Here is a 19245-nt window from a genome sequence, read left to right as displayed (position 1 = left end):
GCTATTCGCGAGCGGAGAGCCATTCGGAATGTGGGGGGCCGCTTGCCCGATTTTGTGTGTTTTGCGAAAGTAGATACATGAATCCTCCAAATAATCACATCACTGATAGCCTGTACGAATTCGACGCCTCCGGGGCACTCCTCAAGACGAACCTGCCACTGCCCCGACGTAGTGGCAAGGTCCGGGATGTTTACGATCTCGGCAATCAATTGATGATCGTCAGCAGTGATCGAATCAGTGCCTTCGACTTCATCTTGCCCAGTGGGATTCCGGGCAAAGGCCGACTATTAACACAAATGAGCCGGTTCTGGTTCTCTACCTTAAGCGTTCGCCATCACCTTCAATCGGTCGACGTTCCGGTGTCGCTTCAACGCCAATTCGATACCGAGCCACTCGCAGGCCGGGTGATGATTGTTGAAAAAGCGAGTGTGGTCCCGTTTGAATGTGTCGTGCGAGGTTATCTCGAAGGAAGCGGACTACGAGAGTACCAAACCACCGGTGAAGTCTGTGGAAACAAGTTGCCATCTGGACTTCGGCAATGTGACAAACTGCCCGAGCCAATCTTCACCCCAGCGACCAAGGCAGAAGAGGGCGAACACGATGAGAACGTTTCGATCAATCGCATGATTGACGACTTAGGAAACGACTTGGCGATGAAGCTTCGCGAAGAGAGTTTGCGAATCTACACTGAAGCGGCTCAATACGCTGCGACCAAAGAAATCTTGATCGCCGATACCAAGTTCGAGTTTGGCCTAGTCGATGACGAGCTTGTGTTGGTGGATGAAGCACTGACCCCGGACAGCTCAAGGTTTTGGGACGCAGAAATCTATTCTCCAGGTGCGGCCCAACCGTCGTTCGACAAGCAATTCGTTCGCGAGTATCTATCGACATGCGGATGGGATAAACAAAGCGATCCTCCGCCATTGCCCGCCGAGGTGATTGAGCAGACATTGGCCAAGTACCAGGAAGCATTCCGACGCATTACCGGCGAATCCGTGTAAACACGAATTCGATTTAGCAAAATCCACCGTCGCCCGACGGAGAGCCGAATCACTCCCCAAAAAGAGATTTTGTCAGTTCCTCAATTTTTTGCGCTTCCACAGTTGCTGAAAAGCATCTCTTACCAATGCGGACTAGACTTGCAGATGGACAATATCTGCATTTCCGCCCTCGGTTTTTGCACCCCACATTGGTAGCCTCGCCATGAATCGCTTCGCTTCACGAACCGCCGCTCTGTTTCTTTTGGTTTTGTGCAGTTTAGGCGCTTTCTCGCCTCGTTTCTCAAAAGCACAAACACACACAATCCCCGAACCGCTTCAACCTTGGATGGACTGGGTGACGTGGCAAGACACACACCAAGACTGCCCAAGGGTATACCTAAATGCAGATCAACCGATTTGTTTTTGGCCATCGAAATTAGATCTTTTTGCAAACAACGATGGTGCCACTTGGCAAACAACGATCACGGTCTTTGGCGACTCTTGGGTGCCGCTTCCCGGTAGCGACAAGAATTGGCCGATGGACGTTCGTTCGGGCGAGGATGACTTGGTCGTAGTCCAGCATGACGGATACCCAGCGGTCAAATTACCTCCGGGCGAACATGAATTATCGGGAACATTTACGTGGGACACGATGCCACAGAAGATCACTGTCCCAAAGCCGATTGGAATCTTGGCACTCGCGGTCAACGGTAACGAGGTTGCTCAACCGGTCTGGGACGCAAACGGGCACGTTTGGCTCAAACGAACGCAAACCGAGGTTACCGGAAAAGATCTACTTGGCGTGCAAGTTTATCGACTCATCGAAGATGGTATTCCGGTTTGGCTACGAACAGAAATTGAGCTCACCGTTTCCGGTAAGAGTCGCGAAGAATCCTTAGGCTATGGTCTGCCCGCAGGATGGCAGCTTTCGTCGGTCGAAAGCCAAATCCCGGTCGCAGTGGATGATCGCGGACAAATCAAAGCTCAAGTCCGCGCCGGGAAATGGAGCATCACCCTTCATGCTTTCCAAACCAATGACCCGAAGCAGATTCAGTACGAAACCGAGACGCCGCCGATCGTCGCTACCGAACTTGTCGGATTCAAATCGAACACGGGATTCCGCGCTGCTCAAATCGAAGACATCCCAATGGTTGATGTCACGCAAACCACTTTCCCCACACGATGGCGAGGCGTTCCGGTCTACCAATGGGCGACAAACACATCGTTTCAAATCGTCGAAAAGATGCGTGGGATGGGTGAACAGAGCCCCGAAGGACTTCATATCAAACGCCGAATGTGGATCGACGAAAATGGCAATGGACTCACTTACCAAGATCACTTGAAAGGAACCATGCAAAGAGTGTGGCGATTGGATGTGGCCGACGACCATACGCTTGGTGCCGTCCGTATTGATGACGAAGGGCAATTGATTACAGCGAATCCGGTCTCGGGGACCAGCGGCGTCGAAATACGCAACCGCGACTTAACAATGGAGGCGATTGGCCGCGTTGATAACCTCGGTGAATTGACTGCAACAGGATGGGAAACCGATGCCGATTCGCTATCGATGACAATGACGTTGCCACCAGGATGGCGTGCATTTGCAATTTTTGGCGCTGACACAGTCCGTGGCGATTGGTTGACCGCGTGGTCGCTATTAGACATTTTCCTGCTGCTGGTCTTTTCATTGGCAGTCATGCGACTGCGAGGCATAACGGCTGGCATCATCGCACTGATTGCCTTTGGGTTGGCGTTCCATGAACCGGGCGCACCTCGATACGCGTGGCTACTTTTACTCATACCAATTGCATTATTGAAGGCGGTCGGGGAAGGCGCGGCCAAAAAATGGATCACGATTTGGAAAAACGCATCCGTTGTATTGCTATTGATATGCTTGATTCCATTCGTCGTGATACAAACCCAAAACGTCATTTATCCACAATTGGATCCTACAGGAATTCGCTATGGATCAAGAGGGATCTTTGCATTTCCAGGGTCTGGAAATTTCCCAACATCACGCTCACGTGTTTCGTACCGTTCGAGTGTGTCGGGATTGGAATCCCAAACACTTGATCAAGTGAAAGGCAGGCAAAAAACCAGCGGATCGATCAACGTTTATCAGAATTTGCGGTATGACTCGAAGGCGAAAATCCAAACGGGGCCCGCACAACCTCAATGGGATTGGAACGATGTCGTTTGTGTGTGGAACGGACCGGTGACCGCCGAACAACAGATCAAACCGTTTCTCATTTCGCTTTCGCAACATCGCGTATTGTCAATTGCTCGCGTGCTGCTGCTAATCTTGTTAGCGGCGATCTTGATTGGCGTTCAACCGTTCCATTGGCCTTGGCGACGCGCATCGGCGGCTGCAGCGTTCATTTTCGTGATGCTGCTGGTTCCCCCTAGCGCATCGGCTCAAATGCCCGATTCGGCCACACTCGATACGCTTCGCCAACGACTGCTAGAACCGTCGGATGCCTTCCCTAATGCTGCGGAAATCCCAGACGTCGTGCTATCGATCGTCGACAACAAGATGGAAATGAAGGTCAGGGTTCACGCCGCTGCGGATGTCGCCGTTCCCCTGCCCGGGCGGTTTCCTTCATGGTCGCCGCTGTCAGTATCGATCGACGGCTCCGATGCGATCGCGTGTCGACGAGAAGACTACTTATGGATACAAGCATCCAAGGGAGTTCATGATGTCGTGGTCAAAGGGTTGATTGCGGATCAAACGAACTGGGAATGGACATTCCTGCTAAAACCACGGCATGTCACGATCAATGCACCGCAATGGAAAGTCACCGGAGTCAACCGTGACGGTGTACCAGACCCACAAGTCTTTTTTGCCAAAGAGCAAGCGACTTCGAATGACAAGGCGGCTTACGATCGCACCGACTTTCATGCAATTGTCGTTGTCGACCGCCGCTTAGAAATTGGACTGATTTGGAAGATTCACAATACGGTCACACGATTATCGGGAACTGGCAAAGCAATTTCGATGAACATTCCGCTGCTGAAAAACGAAAGCGTCTTGACATCCAACCGCGATGTCGAAGGCGGATCGATCGCAGTGCGACTCGGAGCGAACGACCAAACGTTTTCTTGGGAAAGTGAGTTGCCCGTCTCGGACGCGATCGAGCTAAAGGCGACCGAATCCGTACAGTGGACGGAGCGTTGGCATTTAGTCACCTCGCCGGTTTGGAATGTAACCTACACGGGGCTGGAGCCAATTTTTGAATCCAACACAAAGGAACTGGTCCCTGTGTGGCACCCTTGGCCCAACGAGAGTGTCAAGCTCGATTTGTATAAACCGATTCCCGTGGTCGGCGACACGATGACGGTGCAACGCGTAAACCAATCGACTTCCATCGGGGATCGTCAGCGGACCAACCAACTCGATTTAGAGATCGAATCGAGTCTTTCAGGCGACTTTGCGATTGCAATGGATCCGAACGCTGAGATCACTTCTCTAAAAATTGACGCTCAAAGTATTCCCGTCCAACGTGATGGTGCTCAATTGATCCTCCCAACTAGCAGCGGCAAACAGTCGGTTTCCGTTCATTGGCGAACGACGGAACCTATCGATAGGACCGTGAGAACACCGGATATAACGTTACCCGTTGACGCGTCCAATATCACTACGGTTTTGTCGATGCCGGAAAACCGCTGGATTCTATGGGCCGATGGACCGCTTCGAGGCCCCGCAGTCCGGTTTTGGACAATTCTTGCCGTGGCAATCCTTGCCGCAATTCTGCTAGGAAGCATACCTTTGTCACCGCTTCGACGGTATGAATGGGTTCTGCTAGTGATCGGTTTGACCCAGGTGCATTTGATACCTGCAATGATCGTGATTGCTTGGCTATTTCTATTGGCGTGGCGAGGGCAACGCGATACTGAAACCTCGCCGCGACTTCGATTCAATCTGCTTCAATTAAGCATCGTTTTTCTCACCCTCGTGTCGCTCGTTATCTTAATGGTCGCCGTTGGTGCGGGACTGCTCGGTAACCCAGAAATGTTTATCATCGGAAATAACTCATGGCGCAATGAGTTGTCTTGGTTCGTGCCACGCAGTGGAGCGGACCTACCGACCGCCTACGTCGTGTCGGTGTCCGTTTGGATCTACCGACTTCTCATGCTCGGTTGGGCTTTGTGGCTGGCAACGGCATTGTTGAAGTGGCTGCGTTGGGGATGGAATCAGTTTAGTTTTGGCGGTGTTTGGTCACGAAAACGTAGAATCGAGACCTCTAAGTGAGTGCGAGTCGCTGTGCTTTCAAAACTCGTTTCGCATCGCGTTGGTGCGTCTCATAAACACCACAAGCCCGCTAAAACAGGTACCACCAAAACCAAAATGGAAACTTAGAAACCAATCCACTACCGGATCCACCGGCGAATCCGATTGTCAACGGTCTCTGTGAAAGAACGCACATCGATCATCGCCAGCCATCGCTAACGATCAAGCAGCGATCAAAGACTTGCATGAGTCCAGTTACCGTCGATGTTCCGCCATGTTTTTTCGGTTGATTTTTTATCTTGCAATAATTCTGGCAAACGATGAGGACGCACATTGTCGTAAGAGGTTAGCTTGGCAAATCGAACCAATGAGGCTGGCACTCCCACCGATGTGAATCCGGGGTGTCCTGTTGCTGGATAAGGACCGCCGTGGTTCATCGCCGGACTAACGGCCACTCCGGTTGGCATTTTGTCGTTCAGCAAACGTCCGACTTTAGGTGTAAGTTCAAACGCGACCTGCTGGTATGCATCCTCGTCACTGCCATCGCTCGATGAATAAACACATCCCGTTAGATTGCCTTCAAGCATCGAAATCGCAGCGGCCAATTGGTCGAAATTTTTGCAAACAACCATTAGCGACGCATTTCCAAATGCCTCGGTTTGAAAGCCTTCGGGGTTACGCAGAAACGCGTCGCCATCGGTTCGCAGCAGCGTATTTGCATAGGCACATCGATCCGCCACTGGCTCGCCGCCACCGGTCAACAATTTCGCGCCAAAACCGCATAGTGCTTTGACGCTATTTGACAAACTCGATGATACGGCCGGCGAAAGAAGAGTCCCTGGTTCTGCGGCTGCAAAACGGTCCTTTACAGCATCGATAAACGAGTTCGCTGGTTCGCCTTCGATCAACATCACCATCCCTGGATTGGTACAAAATTGCCCCGTCCCCATCAGTACACTTGTGACAAATTCGTCGACCAGATCATTCCCCCGCTCCTTCAACGCAGCAGGCGTGATAACAACCGGATTGACGCTCGACAGTTCCAAATAGATTGGCTTGCCTGCTTTATCGGCAATCGCTTTGAGAGCCAATCCAGCTGCGCGACTTCCGGTGTATCCGGTTGCACCATTCCGAGGATCGCTGACGAGTCGTGCCCCGTCTTCGTGGCTGGTTCGATAGATCAATTGAACCGTTGCGGGTGGCAAACCGGTTTCCTTGACCGCTTCGGTGGCTTGTTCGGCAAGCAAACGAGTTGTTTCAGGATGCGAGCTATTGGCTTTTGCGATCACGGGATTACCCGCAGCGATGGCTGCTGCAAAATCGCCTCCGGCAACACTATTGAACGCGAAAGGAAAATTGTTCGGTCCGAACACACACACTGGACCAAGCGATTCGAAACAACTTCGGATTCCTGCTTTGGTGTCGATCGTTGCCATCGCCCAGTTACCACTTCGGCATTCCGCCGCCGCTGCGCGTAACTGGTTACTGGTTCGCGGCAACTCGACATCGCCCAATCGAGGAGATCTCGCCAGGCCGGTTTCGGCAAAGGCTGCCTCGACCAACGCATCTTTTGCCGCTTCCAATCGATCGGCATAGCGATCAAGAAAATCCGCGATCTTTCCACGTGGCACCGTACGCAGTTCTCGCGCCGCCGAAGTTGCAGCATCGAGCGCAGCATCGCAATCCTCCCAAGTGCTTACCGGAAACAGCGGTGCAAGAAGTTGGCGTCTATTAGGATCGGTCGCCTGAAAAGTAGCGATGGAGGCAGCTTCACGCCACTCTCCGGCGATCAACACGGGGCAAGTGCTAGAGCTAGACAACGCGAGATACCTCAATGGAGTAAAGGGAGCAGCAATTGTTTTTTCGGTTCTAATCGCCTTGAACGATTGGGTTCACAAGCGTTCCAACGCCGTCGATCGTAATACAAACGATGTCGTCGGCACGCAAAGTGAAATCACTGGTTGGGACAATCCCAGTTCCCGTCATCAAGAACGCACCAGCGGGGAAGCTGTTGTCACGAGCAAGCCAACCGACTAGATCTTCGAAGCCACGAGCCATCTGATCGGCCGAGGTATGCTGGTCAAAAACCGTATCACCAGCTCGGACAATTTTCAGGTCGATTCCGATTTCGCTCGGCGCTGGCAGTGCGTCGAAAAGGGTCACCCAAGGGCCGAGTCCAGCACATTGGTTGTAGCATTTCGCTTGCGGAAGGTAGAGTGGGTTGTCACCTTCGATGTCTCGCGAACTCATATCATTACCAACCGTCAAGCCAACAATTTTCATGTCCGGACTCAATACCAACGTGACTTCCGGTTCCGGCACGTTCCATGAGGCATCCCTGCGGATTCGCAACGGTTGCATGTGCCCCGAGACTCGATGCGGCGTCGCTTTGAAAAACAATTCGGGCCGATCCGCCTGATAGACACGGTCATAACAAGACGCTGCCGCTTCGGATTCTTCCATTCTAGCGGTTTGGCTACGCTCATAGGTCACGCCGGCTGCCCAGACTTCTTGTTGATCAATTGGCGGCAACCAATGCACGTGTTCATCCGCCAAAATTGCATCATCCGTTTCAAGCGATTGGGCAGTGGCAATCGGATCGTCAGCAGCCAAAACGTCTGACAAATTTTCACATTGGGCGGTCGTTCGAAAGGGGACCAATTTTTCGGCCTCCACTTTTCCGATTCGCACCGATCCAGCAGCGTCGATAAACTTTGCGATTTTCATTTTGCCCGAAGCTACAATCGAGTGACGAGAGAAAGACTGCCCCCAAAAGCATGAATGCGATCTATGCGTTGGCGAGCATGTTAACGCCAGGAGTGAGCTCGAAACGAACCGCACCACCGACAATCGTGTGCGTGACACGAGCCTTTAGCTCCACTGCGTCAAGCGGATTACTGATGCAATGAGAACGAAATTGATGAGCATCGACGACCCAAGTTAAATCGGGGTCAATGATCACCACATCGCCCGGGGAGCCTTCGGCGAGAGTTCCACCAGGAACCGATGCGATTCGAGCCGGAGCGGTCGACAACCGATCGATAGCAGTCAGCCAATCCAATCGGTTTGCATCAACCAAAAAAGTCGCAACCGTCGAAAGAGTCGTTTCGAGCGTCGCGGCACCGAAGGGAGCCAAATTCAAATCGTTCATTTTCTTTTCGCGACTGCGTGGCATGTGCCCGCTTTGTATCGCGTCGATCGTGCCATCGACGACCGCTTCGATCAGGGTTTCGACATGCCTTGGGCTACGAAGTGGCGGATGAACTTTGAATCGTGAATCAAACGATTCGAGTGCTTTGTCGTTCAAGCATAGATTGTGAGGACAAACTGAAGCAGAGACTGGAATTTCTCTGGATTTGACGCGACGGATCATGTCGACCGCCCCCATCGTGCTAACAGGCCCTACGTGCAATCGCCCGTCGGTGGCTTCGGCCAACCGAACGTCACGCGCGACCGCCAAATCCTCCGCTTCGGTCGGCAACCCCTTGAGTCCAAGCACTAGCGAGACCTGTCCGTCGTGCATGACCCCGTTTTCGGCAAGCTCGGGAACTTCGGGGCGATCAATGATCAACAGTTTGAGCATACGGCAATAATCGAGCGACCGTTTCAAAAGTGCATCGTTGCACATCGGCCGTGGTGCATCACTAACCGCAACCGCTCCGGCGTCGGCCAACAGACGCAGTTCAGCCATCTGGTCACCTTCTTGTTGCCGGCTGAGGCAGCCAACCACATAGACGCGCACACCGTTTGCCTTGGCCGCCTTTTGTCGAACGTATTCAACCGCGCCGGGCGAATCAACCACGGGCGTCGTGCTAGCGGTACATAGAATCGAGGTATAGCCACCCGCTAGCGCCGCATCACTGGCCGATAAAATGGTTTCATCTTCCTCGAAACCAGGCTCGCGAAGTTCAACACCGAGGTCCACCAAACCCGGCGCAACGATTTTCCCAGAAGCATCAATGCAAGTGCATTGCGGAGGAATGTCTTCGTCGTTTGGGTCAATCGCAGCAACCAATCCTTCACGGATCAGCACTCGAGCGATTCGGTCAATTCCTTGGCTTGGATCGACCAAGCGGCCATTTTCGATCAACAAGTCGGACATAGTAGAACCACGGAGGTTAAGAGGCTTGAGGTGCAGTTTGAGGGTTTTCCGATTCGCCATGGCGCGAACCTTGTCGGTCTGCCGCTCCCGCCAATAGCCAAAGTGCGGCCATCCGAACCGCGATACCGTTAGTAACTTGTTCAAGGATCACCGAATGAGGACCATCGGCAACTTCCGGCGTGATTTCGACACCACGGTTAATCGGCCCCGGCGCCATGATCAGGATGTCTTGTTTTGCTCGACGCATACGGTCTGCATTCATCGCGTACAACGCAGCGTATTCATGCACACTCGGGAAATATCGGGCTTGTTGGCGTTCGAATTGAATCCGCAACAAATTGAGCACATCGCACCGAGGCAAAATCTCATCGAGGCTATGCGCGACTTCGAAACCGATTTCGGCCCACCGCGGGCTGACCAAAGTCGGCGGGCCACACACGATCACGTGCGCCCCCATTTTTTTGAGGCCCCACAAATTGCTTCTCGCGGTTCGACTGTGAGCGATATCGCCAACCAGAGCGACGGTTAGCCCTTCGAGTCCGCCACGATGTTGGCGGATCGTCAACATGTCTAACAAACCCTGAGTCGGATGCTCATGGGCTCCGTCACCCGCATTGAGGACACTGCAATCGAGTTCACGGGCAAGCAACTGCGGGGTCCCCGGTGTATTGTGCCGTGTAACCACCCAATCGACCCCCATCGCTTGGATGGTCTTGGCGGTGTCGACGAAGGTTTCCCCTTTTGCAACGCTGCTTCCTGCACTGCTGAACTCGAGCGTATCGGCACCGAGACGTTTCGCCGCTAGCGAGAAACTACTACGAGTCCGCGTGCTGTTCTCGAAAAACAAATTCGCACACGTTTTTCCACTCAAAAGGGAAAGCTTGTTACGTCCACCGCCGGTAAGATCTTTCAAAGTTTGAGCGGTGTCGAGCAGTGTTTGGATTTCATCCGGCCGCAAACATTGCAACTCAAGCAGGTCTCGGCGATGCCAATTGGCAGGAAAAGGTAGTTCGGTTGCACCCGTGTCAGGCATCTTGTTCGATTCCGACTAACGAGGAAATGGCAGAAGACACGATGGTCCTGACACGTTAAGAGATTCGCCCCCCTTTTGCGAGCACCCACAAGAAATTTTGTCAAATTTCGATCGCGTCGGAACCAACGCTTTCCGATCATGGTCCACTGCCGCGTTGTCGCCAAGCCAGCGGTGATTCACCTGTCACTTTTTTGAAAGCGCGGTAAAAAGTGGAGGCATCCTCAAAACCGCATTCAAAGGCAATCGCTAGGATTGGCCGATCAGTCGACTGCAACAGTCGTTTTGCGTGCTCCACACGCCGTTCCTGAATGTACGGGTGCCACGCCCGACCGGTGATTTCACGAAACAGTTGGGTAAACCTTCGCCGACTTACGCCTGTGCGGTGCGCGACGGTGTCCAATGTGTCGGATCGACAAAACGTGGTTGCCAAATTGCTAACGTAGTCGCGGACCTTGTGGGTCGCTGTAGGAGGAGCCGGTGCTTGGGGCGATTTAGCGGCTGACTCACGGTTGGCGATGTCCGCCAGAAGCAGACAGACAGCGCCCGTTTTGCGAAGATCGCTACCGAGTGACGGATAAACTTGTTCCAACAGCAAGTGCCGCATCGTATCCAGTGCCGATGTCTCGGTGCGCAGATTAGTCAGCAGCGTAGGCCGATCATTGGCGAAGCCCTCAAGCGATGTGAACGGCGGACGACTGTCAAAGCAGAGAATATAGAGCGTTAGCGGTTGGCCCTCTGTGTCGCTTAGGCGATGATCGCAGCCAGCCGGGACCACGGCCACCACCGAGCGGTGCAAGATACCCTGCGTCGTTTGCGTCAAAAGTTGCCCATGGCCGTCGACGACCAACAGGACTTTCCAATAATCATGACGAGTCCAGTCCATGCGAAAGTCATCGGAATGCCGGCTACACAAGATACATAGACCGGCACTATCAAAATGTACAGGCAGCGGTATTCGGGTTGTCGGCGTCGTCATCACTCGACATTATAATTCGTCTGCTGCCCGAATCGCAATCCAAGTTGCCCGATTCACAAAGACGGTCCGCTGCAATCTTGATAACATTTTTATGTAAGACATCGCTCGTTATGGAAGACATCATTCAACGAAGCTCGCCTGATTGCCTGATATGCGAGTGGTTCGGATCCTGGTGAAACTGGCGGACGCTGTTCGCAGCGTGGCCGTGAGTCTTGGGATTCTGAAAACCGCCCAACGAGGCAACCCAGCGATGCGCCCGAATGATGTATCCTAACCTTTCTCTTCCTAACGCAGCTCCTTCCTAACGCAGTTCCGCCCTTCCCCTGTTCCGTCCTTCCCCCCAAAGAGGAATACGAGATGCTTCCGTCCCCCCGCCTTGTCAACCGCCGCTCGTTCATGAAGCAGTCTAGCCTAACAGCAGGCGTGCTTGCCGCATCACCGTTGATCGTCCCTTCAAGCGTGCTAGGTGCGAATCCGCCTAGCGAGACCATTCGGATGGGAATGATCGGAACCGGGCGTCAATGTTACCTCAAGAATATCCCGCTTTTCCAACGTCAGCCCGATTGCCGAATCGTTGCGGTCTGCGACCCCGACGCGTGGCGTATGAACCAGGCGAAGGAGAAGGTCGACAAGTACAACCAATCGAAACACGGCATGAAGGATCAATGCGCCACGTACGCTGACTACGAAGATTTGCTCGCTCGCGATGACATTGATGCAGTCATGATTTCCACGCCCGATCACTGGCACCGCGTGATGGCGGTCGAAGCCATGAAGGCTGGAAAGGACGTGGCACTCGAGAAGCCCATTATTCGCACCATCAAAGAAGGGCAACAACTGCGCGACGCGGCCGAGAAGTACAACCGGATTTTTCGCGTGGACAGCGAGTTCCGCGTGGGAACGCCTGCTCGTCGAGCCTACAGCATTGTTCAAAGCGGCGTGCTGGGAAAGATTCACAAGGTTTATGCCTGTGTCCCTAAATCCGACATCCCACTCGATCCACAGCCGGACATGCCAGTGCCCGAGGAATTGGATTACAAACGATGGCAGGGTGCCGATAAAACCCAAGCCCCTCCGATCGAGTACACACTGAACGGCGTCCACCCACGACATGATCTTCATGGTCGGCCCGGTTGGATGCGCAAACTAAACTACTGCGATGGCATGGTCACCAACTGGGGTACCCATCTGCTCAACGGAGCACTTTGGTGCATGGGACTTGATCGCGAATTTCCGGTCGAAATCAGCGGCAAGGGTATCTATCCCGAGGCGGATAGTTTTTGGAACGTCCTGCTGGAGTTCGACGTCACCTACAAATACGCCGATGGGGTCGAGATCATCTACCGCACCGATAGACCCTACATGCGTTTTGAGGGAGACAAAGGGTGGATCGAAGCCGGATTCAATCACTTCAAAGCGAGTGACGATTCGCTGCTCAAAGCGGAGCACAAACTTGTCGACGCCCCGTTACCCAATCAAACAAGTGAGAAACGCGACTTTCTCGACAGCGTTAAATCACGCAAACCCACCTGGGAACCGGCCGATGTCGGGCACTGTGTTACCTCGACGTGCCTCTTAGGACACTTGGCCATCCACCTAAAAGAAACGCTGCAATGGGATGGCAAAAACGAACGCTTCATCGATAGCGAGCGGGCTAACGCAATGATCGACCAACCGATTGTCTCTCCAAAGCCTGCTGTTTAGATCGTTACTCGAGCACAAAACAATCATGAAGATTGACCGCATTGACGTTTATCCTCTCGAGTATCCGACCGTCGGGTATTTCAAGTTTTTTACAACACCGCGAGGGGCAACGGGACGGCCGGCCGTAATGCTGAAGATAACCGCTGACGATGGAACCGTCGGCTGGGGTCAGGCAGTTCCGGTGTCAACATGGAGCTACGAAACGCTCGAAGCGACAACGATTGTGTTGCGCAATTATTTTGCGCGGGCTCTGCTCGGATTCGATCCAACCGATATCGCCGGAGCGAATGCAGCGATGGATCGCGTGATTAGACCCGGCTTTAGCACGGGGATGCCGCTAACACGTGCCGCAGTGGACATTGCGCTGCATGACCTTGTGGGCAAAGCAACCGGCCAATCCTTAGCACAGATGTGGGGCCGGCCGCAACGTGGCACCTTGCCGTTAAGCTGGACGGTCAATGCGCGCACGATCGAGGACGTAGAGCCGACGGTAACAGAGGGACTCAGCCGAGGATACAAGCACTTCAATGTGAAAGTCGCTCCCGACCCGACGTTTGACCGTGAAGTCGTCCGCCGGGTGCGCAAGTTGTCACCGGACGGTTTTCTTTGGACCGACGCCAACGGCGGGTACGATCTCGAGACGGCTCTCGTGGCGGCACCCATACTCGCTGACCTGGGAGTGGCCATTCTCGAATCGCCACTGCCACCCAACCGAATTCGCGGATACCAAACTCTCAAGCAACAGAGTGCGTTACCAATCCTGATGGACGAAGGCGTCGTGTCGCCCACAGAGCTTGAGGAGTTCATTCATTTGGGCATGCTCGATGGCGTAGCGATGAAGCCTGCACGGTGCGGTGGTTTGACCTCCAATCGCCAGCAAATCGAACTATGCGAACGGCATGACTTGATGTGGGTCGGAAGCGGGCTGTGTGATCCTGATGTCTCGCTAGCCGCAAGCCTAACGCTATATGACGCTTATGGACTCAAGCAGGCAGCGGCCCTCAATGGCCCGCAGTTTCTCGACACGTCCCTGCTCACCGAACCAATCCAGATCGAAAACGGCGTCGCCCATGTTCCCAATGGCCCCGGCCTGGGCGTGAGTGTCGACGAAGCGAAATTAGCAGATTTGGCGGAGCGCACTGCGCATGAATGGGGGCTCTGAGATGAACCTTTCCCCCAAGTGAAACTTGGCAAAGCCCCGCGTCGTTCGTCCTAAAGATCTGACGCGTCCCCTTTCCTGGATGGCGCCCTTTTGTGGATGGTGCCCGATCCTTGCCTGGCTCGACTCGCCTCATCAGCAACGCCAACACTTGCAGTTCCAAAGCTGCAAGGCACCGACGATCTCGAATTCCAGGATCTCGAATCCTAAACAATAGCGAAACGCGTTCGAGCCAACGTAGCGTAGGAGTCAACTCCGTCAGCAAACAAGGGAAGCACGAAAAAAACCTGCAAAACACAAAGTCTTGCAGGCTGTTGATTCGTGGCGAAAACGCCATGAAGTGACCCCTACGGGACTCGAACCCGTGTCGCCGCCGTGAAAGGGCGGTGTCCTAGACCGCTAGACGAAGGGGCCGTCTATTATTTCCGAACGCAACGAGGCAAATGCCCAACTTGCTGCGATTAACGATAAAGAATGCGGTTCACTGCTGTGAGGCAGAGTTTGTAGCGAAGAGAGACCTAACCCGTCAAGGGTTCACGGTGCCAGAGAATCGATTCTGAGAGAAAAAAAATCGATTGACAGAGAATGACCGAAGAACGGGGTTAAGATTCGACCGCAGTATCGCCTGATTCAAGACTTTTTTGAATCGCATCATACACTTCACGACGATGCACGGGCACTTCACGAGGTGCTTCGACACCAAGTCGCACTTTGTCGCCACGAATCTCGACAACAACAATCTTAATGTCATTGTTGATGATGATACTCTCGTTCTTCTTTCTCGATAAAACTAACATGTTTCCAGTCCTTTTCTAACCGGCCCTGATATTCATACTTTATGTTCGCCTACAGTTCCGGTTTTTTCGGTGGAAGATCAATTCCCGTAATCACCGCCGTAGGCCGGTTGTGTCCGCAGGATCGCTCCACGAATGCCCGCTTTCCTGACACCTTGAACTCTAAGTCAAAAATTGACGCAGTCAAGGAAATAAGCCTTGACAAAGTCACTTTTTTGTCCCTCAAGTTCTGGTTCTAGCATGAAAAACCGGATTCATCCGCTCTCTTCCTGCTGTTTTAATGGGCTTCACGTCTAAAAGCGCCATGTTTCCAAAGTGCCTTTTTGTATACGCACTTACACGACTAGGATTCGATTATTTTATTTTTCGGAACCGTCTACACTTTCCATTCGTCTTACCATTGAAGTAGACACCTCTTCAAAACGAGCACTAACAATGGTCCACGCGATTCACCCAAACGACGACTTGCCCTCGGAATCGACTCACCTCAGCGGCGCGTCGTCAAAGGCCCATTTCACCGCCGACGAGGCAACCAAGATGTTGCCGCTGATTCGCCATATCCTCGATGAAGCAAGGCAATTAAGCCTGTCGATCGAACAGCAACGCCAACAATTGGCAGGAATTGACGATGCGGTCGAAACAATTGACCGAGAAGCTTGCCGAGAGGAAGTCAAGGACATGCGAGCAACGGTTGAAGATGACGAGTCCCGACTAACAGCTTGTATGGACGAGTTGACCGCGATTGGAGCCCGGCCTCACGTCCCGTTCGATGGCTGCGTTGACTTTCCAGCGATCGTCAATCGCCGTCCCGTGATGCTCTGTTGGAACCGCAGCGAACCGACCGTAAGCTATTGGCACGAGACGGATGACACTTCGTCGGATCGCCTTCGAGTCCCGCGAAATTCATTAACAAATTGACAGACACATTCACTCAACAAAGAGCCCCGAATGGACTCCGCCAAGGGAACCCCAAACACGAATGAACCGCCCGAGAAGTTGGTTCTCACGGGAGCTCGCTTTAATGTCCATGCAATGACATTGAAGGGTGCTGATGGAAAAAACTACGTTCGAGAAGTCATTCGGCATCCTGGGGCTGTCGTAATTTTGCCACTGATTGATAACGACACGGTGGTGATGATTGAGAACCATCGGCCAACGGTTGGCGAAACCCTACTAGAACTTCCCGCCGGAACACGCGAACCGGATGAGGCGGTCGAAGTCACGGCCGTAAGGGAATTGATAGAAGAAACAGGCTATCGTGCCGAATCACTCACTCTGCTACACGAGTTCTATTCCGCACCGGGCATTTGCGACGAGCGTATGTTTTTGTACGTTGCGAAAGGTTTGACCGCAGGCGAAAGTCAACGCGAAGCAACAGAGCAAATTGCCAACCGCGTGGCGAGTCGCCAGCAAATCAAACGATGGATCACGGACGGAAAAATCAACGATGCCAAAACGCTCGTTGGACTCTACGCTTTCCTCTACAACCCCGTGGTGCAAGCGTAGACGTCGCGTCTACCATCGGCGCCCAGAGTTGAATCCCGGCCACGTTGTCTTTCTATTCGAATCGTATTTCCAAGGCCACTTCGAATCGTCATCTCTGCGAGGCCACCGCGAATCGTCATCTCTGCGAGGCCACCGCGAATCGTCATCTGATCCTGCAAGCTCGATCGTTTGCGAGACGGCAGGCATGGTTGATCCTTTGTAGAGATACGCCGACACGCTAATATGCGTTTTATCGATTGGCTGGACGACACAGTAAGCAGATTGAAAAGGTGAGTCAGGGTCAACAATGATTCCGCTTAGGTTGGGATTCAATTCCAACTGAGCAACCGCTCGTTGCAGGAGGCCTTCGGCTGCATGGCGACCTTGCACGGCGCAACGTTCAGCGTCGACTCGCGCGATTGCGACTTCACTCGAGCGCAGAATCGTGATCGCTGACATCGACAAAACGGCTGCCACCAAAGTGCATAACAACAGCGCAGAACCGCTTCGACACTTGGCACGTTTCGATCGACATGAGATTGGTGGGTCCACCATAGTATTTACGCGATTCCTATGTTAGCGTCGTGGTCGTCGTGAGGGCCCTGATGTACCGGAATCACCAGATGCACTGGAATCAGAAGATGTATCCGAATCAATTGTTTGGAACTGCGGTGGTTGCGCGACCATCGTCCATACGTCAATCACGCTGCCTGTCTTTGCATCGTACGCGTCGATAGAAATTCCTATTCCAATCGTGTTGCCGGACGTGGCCGAGATCGGTTTAAAAGCAACGTCTTTTACATTATCGATGACCACTGTCTCGAGAGCGCCGTCGATCATCTGTAGCTGACTGTTTCGCAACGTCACTTCAACAACGTGGCCGTTTTGAAGTTCGAGTTTCATCGCTTTGTAGCGAGAATCATAGCCGTGAACGGTTCCTTCGCGAATCGATTGGGTCAGCCAAGCCAATCCGCTGCGAACTTCAGCATGGCTCGAAGCATTGCCTTGCGCGACGGAAATACTTTGACGTGAAGCTCGAATCACCGCTGCAATCGGAACCAACATAATCGTCACAAGCGCCGTGCATGCGATCACCTCAATCAAGCTAATGCCTCGTCGCCGTGGTCGCTGATGACGGACGATTATCTCATTATGCAATTTCATTAGGGTGCCGCCCATTCAGTGCGTGCCGATTCATGGGGCTCACCTGAATCGAACCGGCCATTGCGGTTTTCGTCATGCCATACGGTTGCGTCGATCATAAGGAGTCCGTTCGTTGTGACCGTCGTGTTTCTTGAAATGCGAACCGTGCCGATTACGGCCGGGCCATCGCCAAGTTGCAGCTTGGCAACATTTTCGGTTGGAAACGAGCTGCGCCATGCTTGATCGAACGTCGCCGGTTCCGAAAGCTGAACCTTGGTTTGCTCGATCAGTTTATCGAGCTCAAACAACATCGATTCGTGCAATTGCAAGAGACGACTGTTCTTTTGAGATCGTGACATAAGATGCAATGACGGAATCAGCATCACCGAAAATATCATCGATGCAGTCGCAACATCCAATAGCGTCAATCCGTTTCGTTTCATTCGCTTGTGTTTCATTCGATGAGTCCTAAGGCAATCGAGTGGTGACGACGCCGGTAATCGGGTTGACCTCCACTTGTCCATTCACGCCTCCCGCAGACACATTCCATCGCAGCGTTTGGTCCGCGTTTGCCATTGGCGAGAAACGGATTTCAGCAGGCGATCCCGAAAGAGTACACTCGGCTCCGATCGAAATCCATCGTTCTTGTTGGTCACGGAACGGACCGGCCATTTCCGCAACGAACAACTCCGTTGTGTCGCGGCGGACAATCACCGTCGTTTGATTCTTAACGGCCATGTTTCGCGCCATGGTCAAGACTTGCCCAATCTGTGTCGTCGTTGCGCGCACCTGAGGCCGATGAGACCAGCTTGGATTCATCAGGAATGATGTCGCCACAGCTGCCCCCGAAACCAATACGGCCACGATCACTGCTTCAAGCAATGTCACGCCATGACGGTTCGTTCTCGGATTCAAATACATGCAAACTCATTCTGGAGTTGGATGGATGACAGTGGAAACCAAGGGGGTATTCCCTCGTACAAAACCCTCGCACAAAACATCAGTCGTAAAAAAAACGGTCCGGCGCGGAACTAGTGCGAACCCTTGTTGCTTCGCACCACGCCCGCACCGGACCTCGTATTTTTCTCTTGCTTGCGGTAGCTGATAGGCGTGCAACCGCAATGCCCATAACTTTCAAGCTTCCCCACGAGGCGATTGAATGAATTCACACGCCTCTTTGTCGAGCGTCCCTCAACTCGGCGTTAGCGTTTGGAAAACACGCCAGTGGTTCGCGAGTAAGTGTAGTTACGACGAATCTTGGTGATTCGATCTTGGTCCGCTTGAGTGGTGTTCGACAGATACCCGCTGGTAACCAAGTCCACAACACTGCGTGGGAATACGCCCTCTTCGAGGAAGTAGGTCTGCGCCATGCTGTTGAGCGTCGCTGTTTCTTGTTCAACGAGTTTTTCTTCACTCTTGGCACGCATCGGAGCGACCGTAGCAACGGTAGCTGCGGCGACAACGGCCAAAATGACGACAGCCGCAATGACTTCGAGAAGCGAAAAACCATTTTTCTTAGTACGTTTCATCTGTATGAGCTCCAGTGTTGACAGAGATTCTTGGGTGCTTGAAGAACGAGGTATTTTCCCCGCCTACTTAGAACCTAGGTCAGAAAACGGAATGTGCGTTCACTGGAAGAAA

At 53.0% G+C, this 19245-nt stretch carries 17 protein-coding genes and 1 tRNA gene; 6 read left to right on the top strand and 12 right to left on the bottom strand.

The genetic code is table 11. The features are described 5' to 3' along the window. Positions 1-77 precede the first annotated feature (77 nt). Entirely contained in the window at positions 78-1001 is a 924-nt protein-coding gene (locus CA13_RS23370) for a phosphoribosylaminoimidazolesuccinocarboxamide synthase (RefSeq protein WP_146400797.1), read from the top strand. Between the two features lie 202 nt (positions 1002-1203). Continuing rightward, complete coding sequence (locus tag CA13_RS23365) at positions 1204-5229, top strand: COX15/CtaA family protein (protein WP_146400795.1); 4026 nt, start codon at positions 1204-1206, stop codon at positions 5227-5229. Positions 5230-5441: 212 nt separating this feature from the next. Here CA13_RS23365 and CA13_RS23360 read toward each other — a convergent pair whose 3' ends face one another. The 5 genes from CA13_RS23360 to CA13_RS23340 all read right to left on the bottom strand — a co-directional run bounded on the left by CA13_RS23360 (position 5442) and on the right by CA13_RS23340 (position 11226). After that, positions 5442-7028: an aldehyde dehydrogenase (NADP(+)) gene (locus tag CA13_RS23360; protein WP_419194728.1), complete on the bottom strand. Its 1587-nt coding sequence runs from the start codon at positions 7026-7028 to the stop codon at positions 5442-5444. Between the two features lie 49 nt (positions 7029-7077). Next, positions 7078-7935, bottom strand: a complete 858-nt coding sequence (locus CA13_RS23355) for a fumarylacetoacetate hydrolase family protein (RefSeq protein WP_146400792.1) — start codon at positions 7933-7935, stop codon at positions 7078-7080. A gap of 61 nt (positions 7936-7996) precedes the next feature. Continuing rightward, the gene (locus tag CA13_RS23350) at positions 7997-9310 is read right to left on the bottom strand and encodes a dihydroorotase (protein WP_146400790.1); all 1314 of its coding nucleotides are present in this window, start codon (positions 9308-9310) and stop codon (positions 7997-7999) included. A gap of 16 nt (positions 9311-9326) precedes the next feature. After that, positions 9327-10343: an aspartate carbamoyltransferase catalytic subunit gene (locus CA13_RS23345; protein ID WP_146400788.1), complete on the bottom strand. Its 1017-nt coding sequence runs from the start codon at positions 10341-10343 to the stop codon at positions 9327-9329. 136 nt (positions 10344-10479) lie between these two features. Continuing rightward, complete coding sequence (locus CA13_RS23340; protein ID WP_419194727.1) at positions 10480-11226, bottom strand: helix-turn-helix domain-containing protein; 747 nt, start codon at positions 11224-11226, stop codon at positions 10480-10482. Between the two features lie 450 nt (positions 11227-11676). Here CA13_RS23340 and CA13_RS23335 point away from each other — a divergent pair, with 450 nt between their 5' ends. Both CA13_RS23335 and CA13_RS23330 read left to right on the top strand, forming a co-directional pair. After that, on the top strand, positions 11677-13023 hold the full coding sequence (locus tag CA13_RS23335) for a Gfo/Idh/MocA family protein (protein ID WP_146400785.1): 1347 nt from the start codon (positions 11677-11679) through the stop codon (positions 13021-13023). 25 nt (positions 13024-13048) lie between these two features. Continuing rightward, the gene (locus CA13_RS23330; protein ID WP_146400783.1) at positions 13049-14185 is read left to right on the top strand and encodes a mandelate racemase/muconate lactonizing enzyme family protein; all 1137 of its coding nucleotides are present in this window, start codon (positions 13049-13051) and stop codon (positions 14183-14185) included. Positions 14186-14523: 338 nt separating this feature from the next. Here CA13_RS23330 and CA13_RS23325 read toward each other — a convergent pair. Together CA13_RS23325 and csrA are read right to left on the bottom strand one after the other, a co-directional pair. Beyond that, positions 14524-14596, bottom strand: a tRNA-Glu gene (locus tag CA13_RS23325). 188 nt (positions 14597-14784) lie between these two features. After that, the gene (gene csrA / locus CA13_RS23320) at positions 14785-14979 is read right to left on the bottom strand and encodes a carbon storage regulator CsrA (protein WP_146400781.1); all 195 of its coding nucleotides are present in this window, start codon (positions 14977-14979) and stop codon (positions 14785-14787) included. A 432-nt stretch (positions 14980-15411) separates the two neighbouring features. Here csrA and CA13_RS23315 point away from each other — a divergent pair, with 432 nt between their 5' ends. Then, positions 15412-15894 (top strand): DUF2203 domain-containing protein, encoded by a 483-nt coding sequence (locus CA13_RS23315; RefSeq protein ID WP_146400779.1) that lies wholly within the window; start codon positions 15412-15414, stop codon positions 15892-15894. Between the two features lie 30 nt (positions 15895-15924). Beyond that, positions 15925-16482, top strand: a complete 558-nt coding sequence (locus CA13_RS23310; protein WP_146400777.1) for an NUDIX hydrolase — start codon at positions 15925-15927, stop codon at positions 16480-16482. A gap of 9 nt (positions 16483-16491) precedes the next feature. On the opposite strand, the gene CA13_RS23305 is transcribed toward CA13_RS23310, so the two are convergent. From CA13_RS23305 to CA13_RS23285, 5 genes are all read right to left on the bottom strand, one after another. Next, positions 16492-17016 carry a hypothetical protein gene (locus CA13_RS23305; protein WP_146400775.1) on the bottom strand — a complete coding sequence of 175 codons (525 nt, stop codon included), beginning with the start codon at positions 17014-17016 and terminating at the stop codon, positions 16492-16494. Positions 17017-17037: 21 nt separating this feature from the next. Then, the gene (locus tag CA13_RS23300) at positions 17038-17625 is read right to left on the bottom strand and encodes a type IV pilus modification PilV family protein (RefSeq protein ID WP_146400774.1); all 588 of its coding nucleotides are present in this window, start codon (positions 17623-17625) and stop codon (positions 17038-17040) included. Continuing rightward, positions 17625-18062, bottom strand: coding sequence for a hypothetical protein (locus CA13_RS23295; RefSeq protein WP_146400772.1), 438 nt, complete (start codon positions 18060-18062; stop codon positions 17625-17627). The genes CA13_RS23300 and CA13_RS23295 overlap by 1 nt, the downstream gene beginning before the upstream one ends. Positions 18063-18072: 10 nt before the next feature. Continuing rightward, positions 18073-18525: a pilus assembly FimT family protein gene (locus CA13_RS23290; RefSeq protein ID WP_146400770.1), complete on the bottom strand. Its 453-nt coding sequence runs from the start codon at positions 18523-18525 to the stop codon at positions 18073-18075. Between the two features lie 281 nt (positions 18526-18806). Beyond that, positions 18807-19133 (bottom strand): prepilin-type N-terminal cleavage/methylation domain-containing protein, encoded by a 327-nt coding sequence (locus tag CA13_RS23285; protein ID WP_146400768.1) that lies wholly within the window; start codon positions 19131-19133, stop codon positions 18807-18809. Between the last annotated feature and the right edge of the window lie 112 nt (positions 19134-19245).

Origin of the sequence: Novipirellula herctigrandis (assembly GCA_007859835.1) — a bacterium.
Lineage (GTDB): Bacteria > Planctomycetota > Planctomycetia > Pirellulales > Pirellulaceae > Novipirellula_A > Novipirellula_A herctigrandis.
This window is presented reverse-complemented; position numbering and strand designations above follow the sequence as displayed.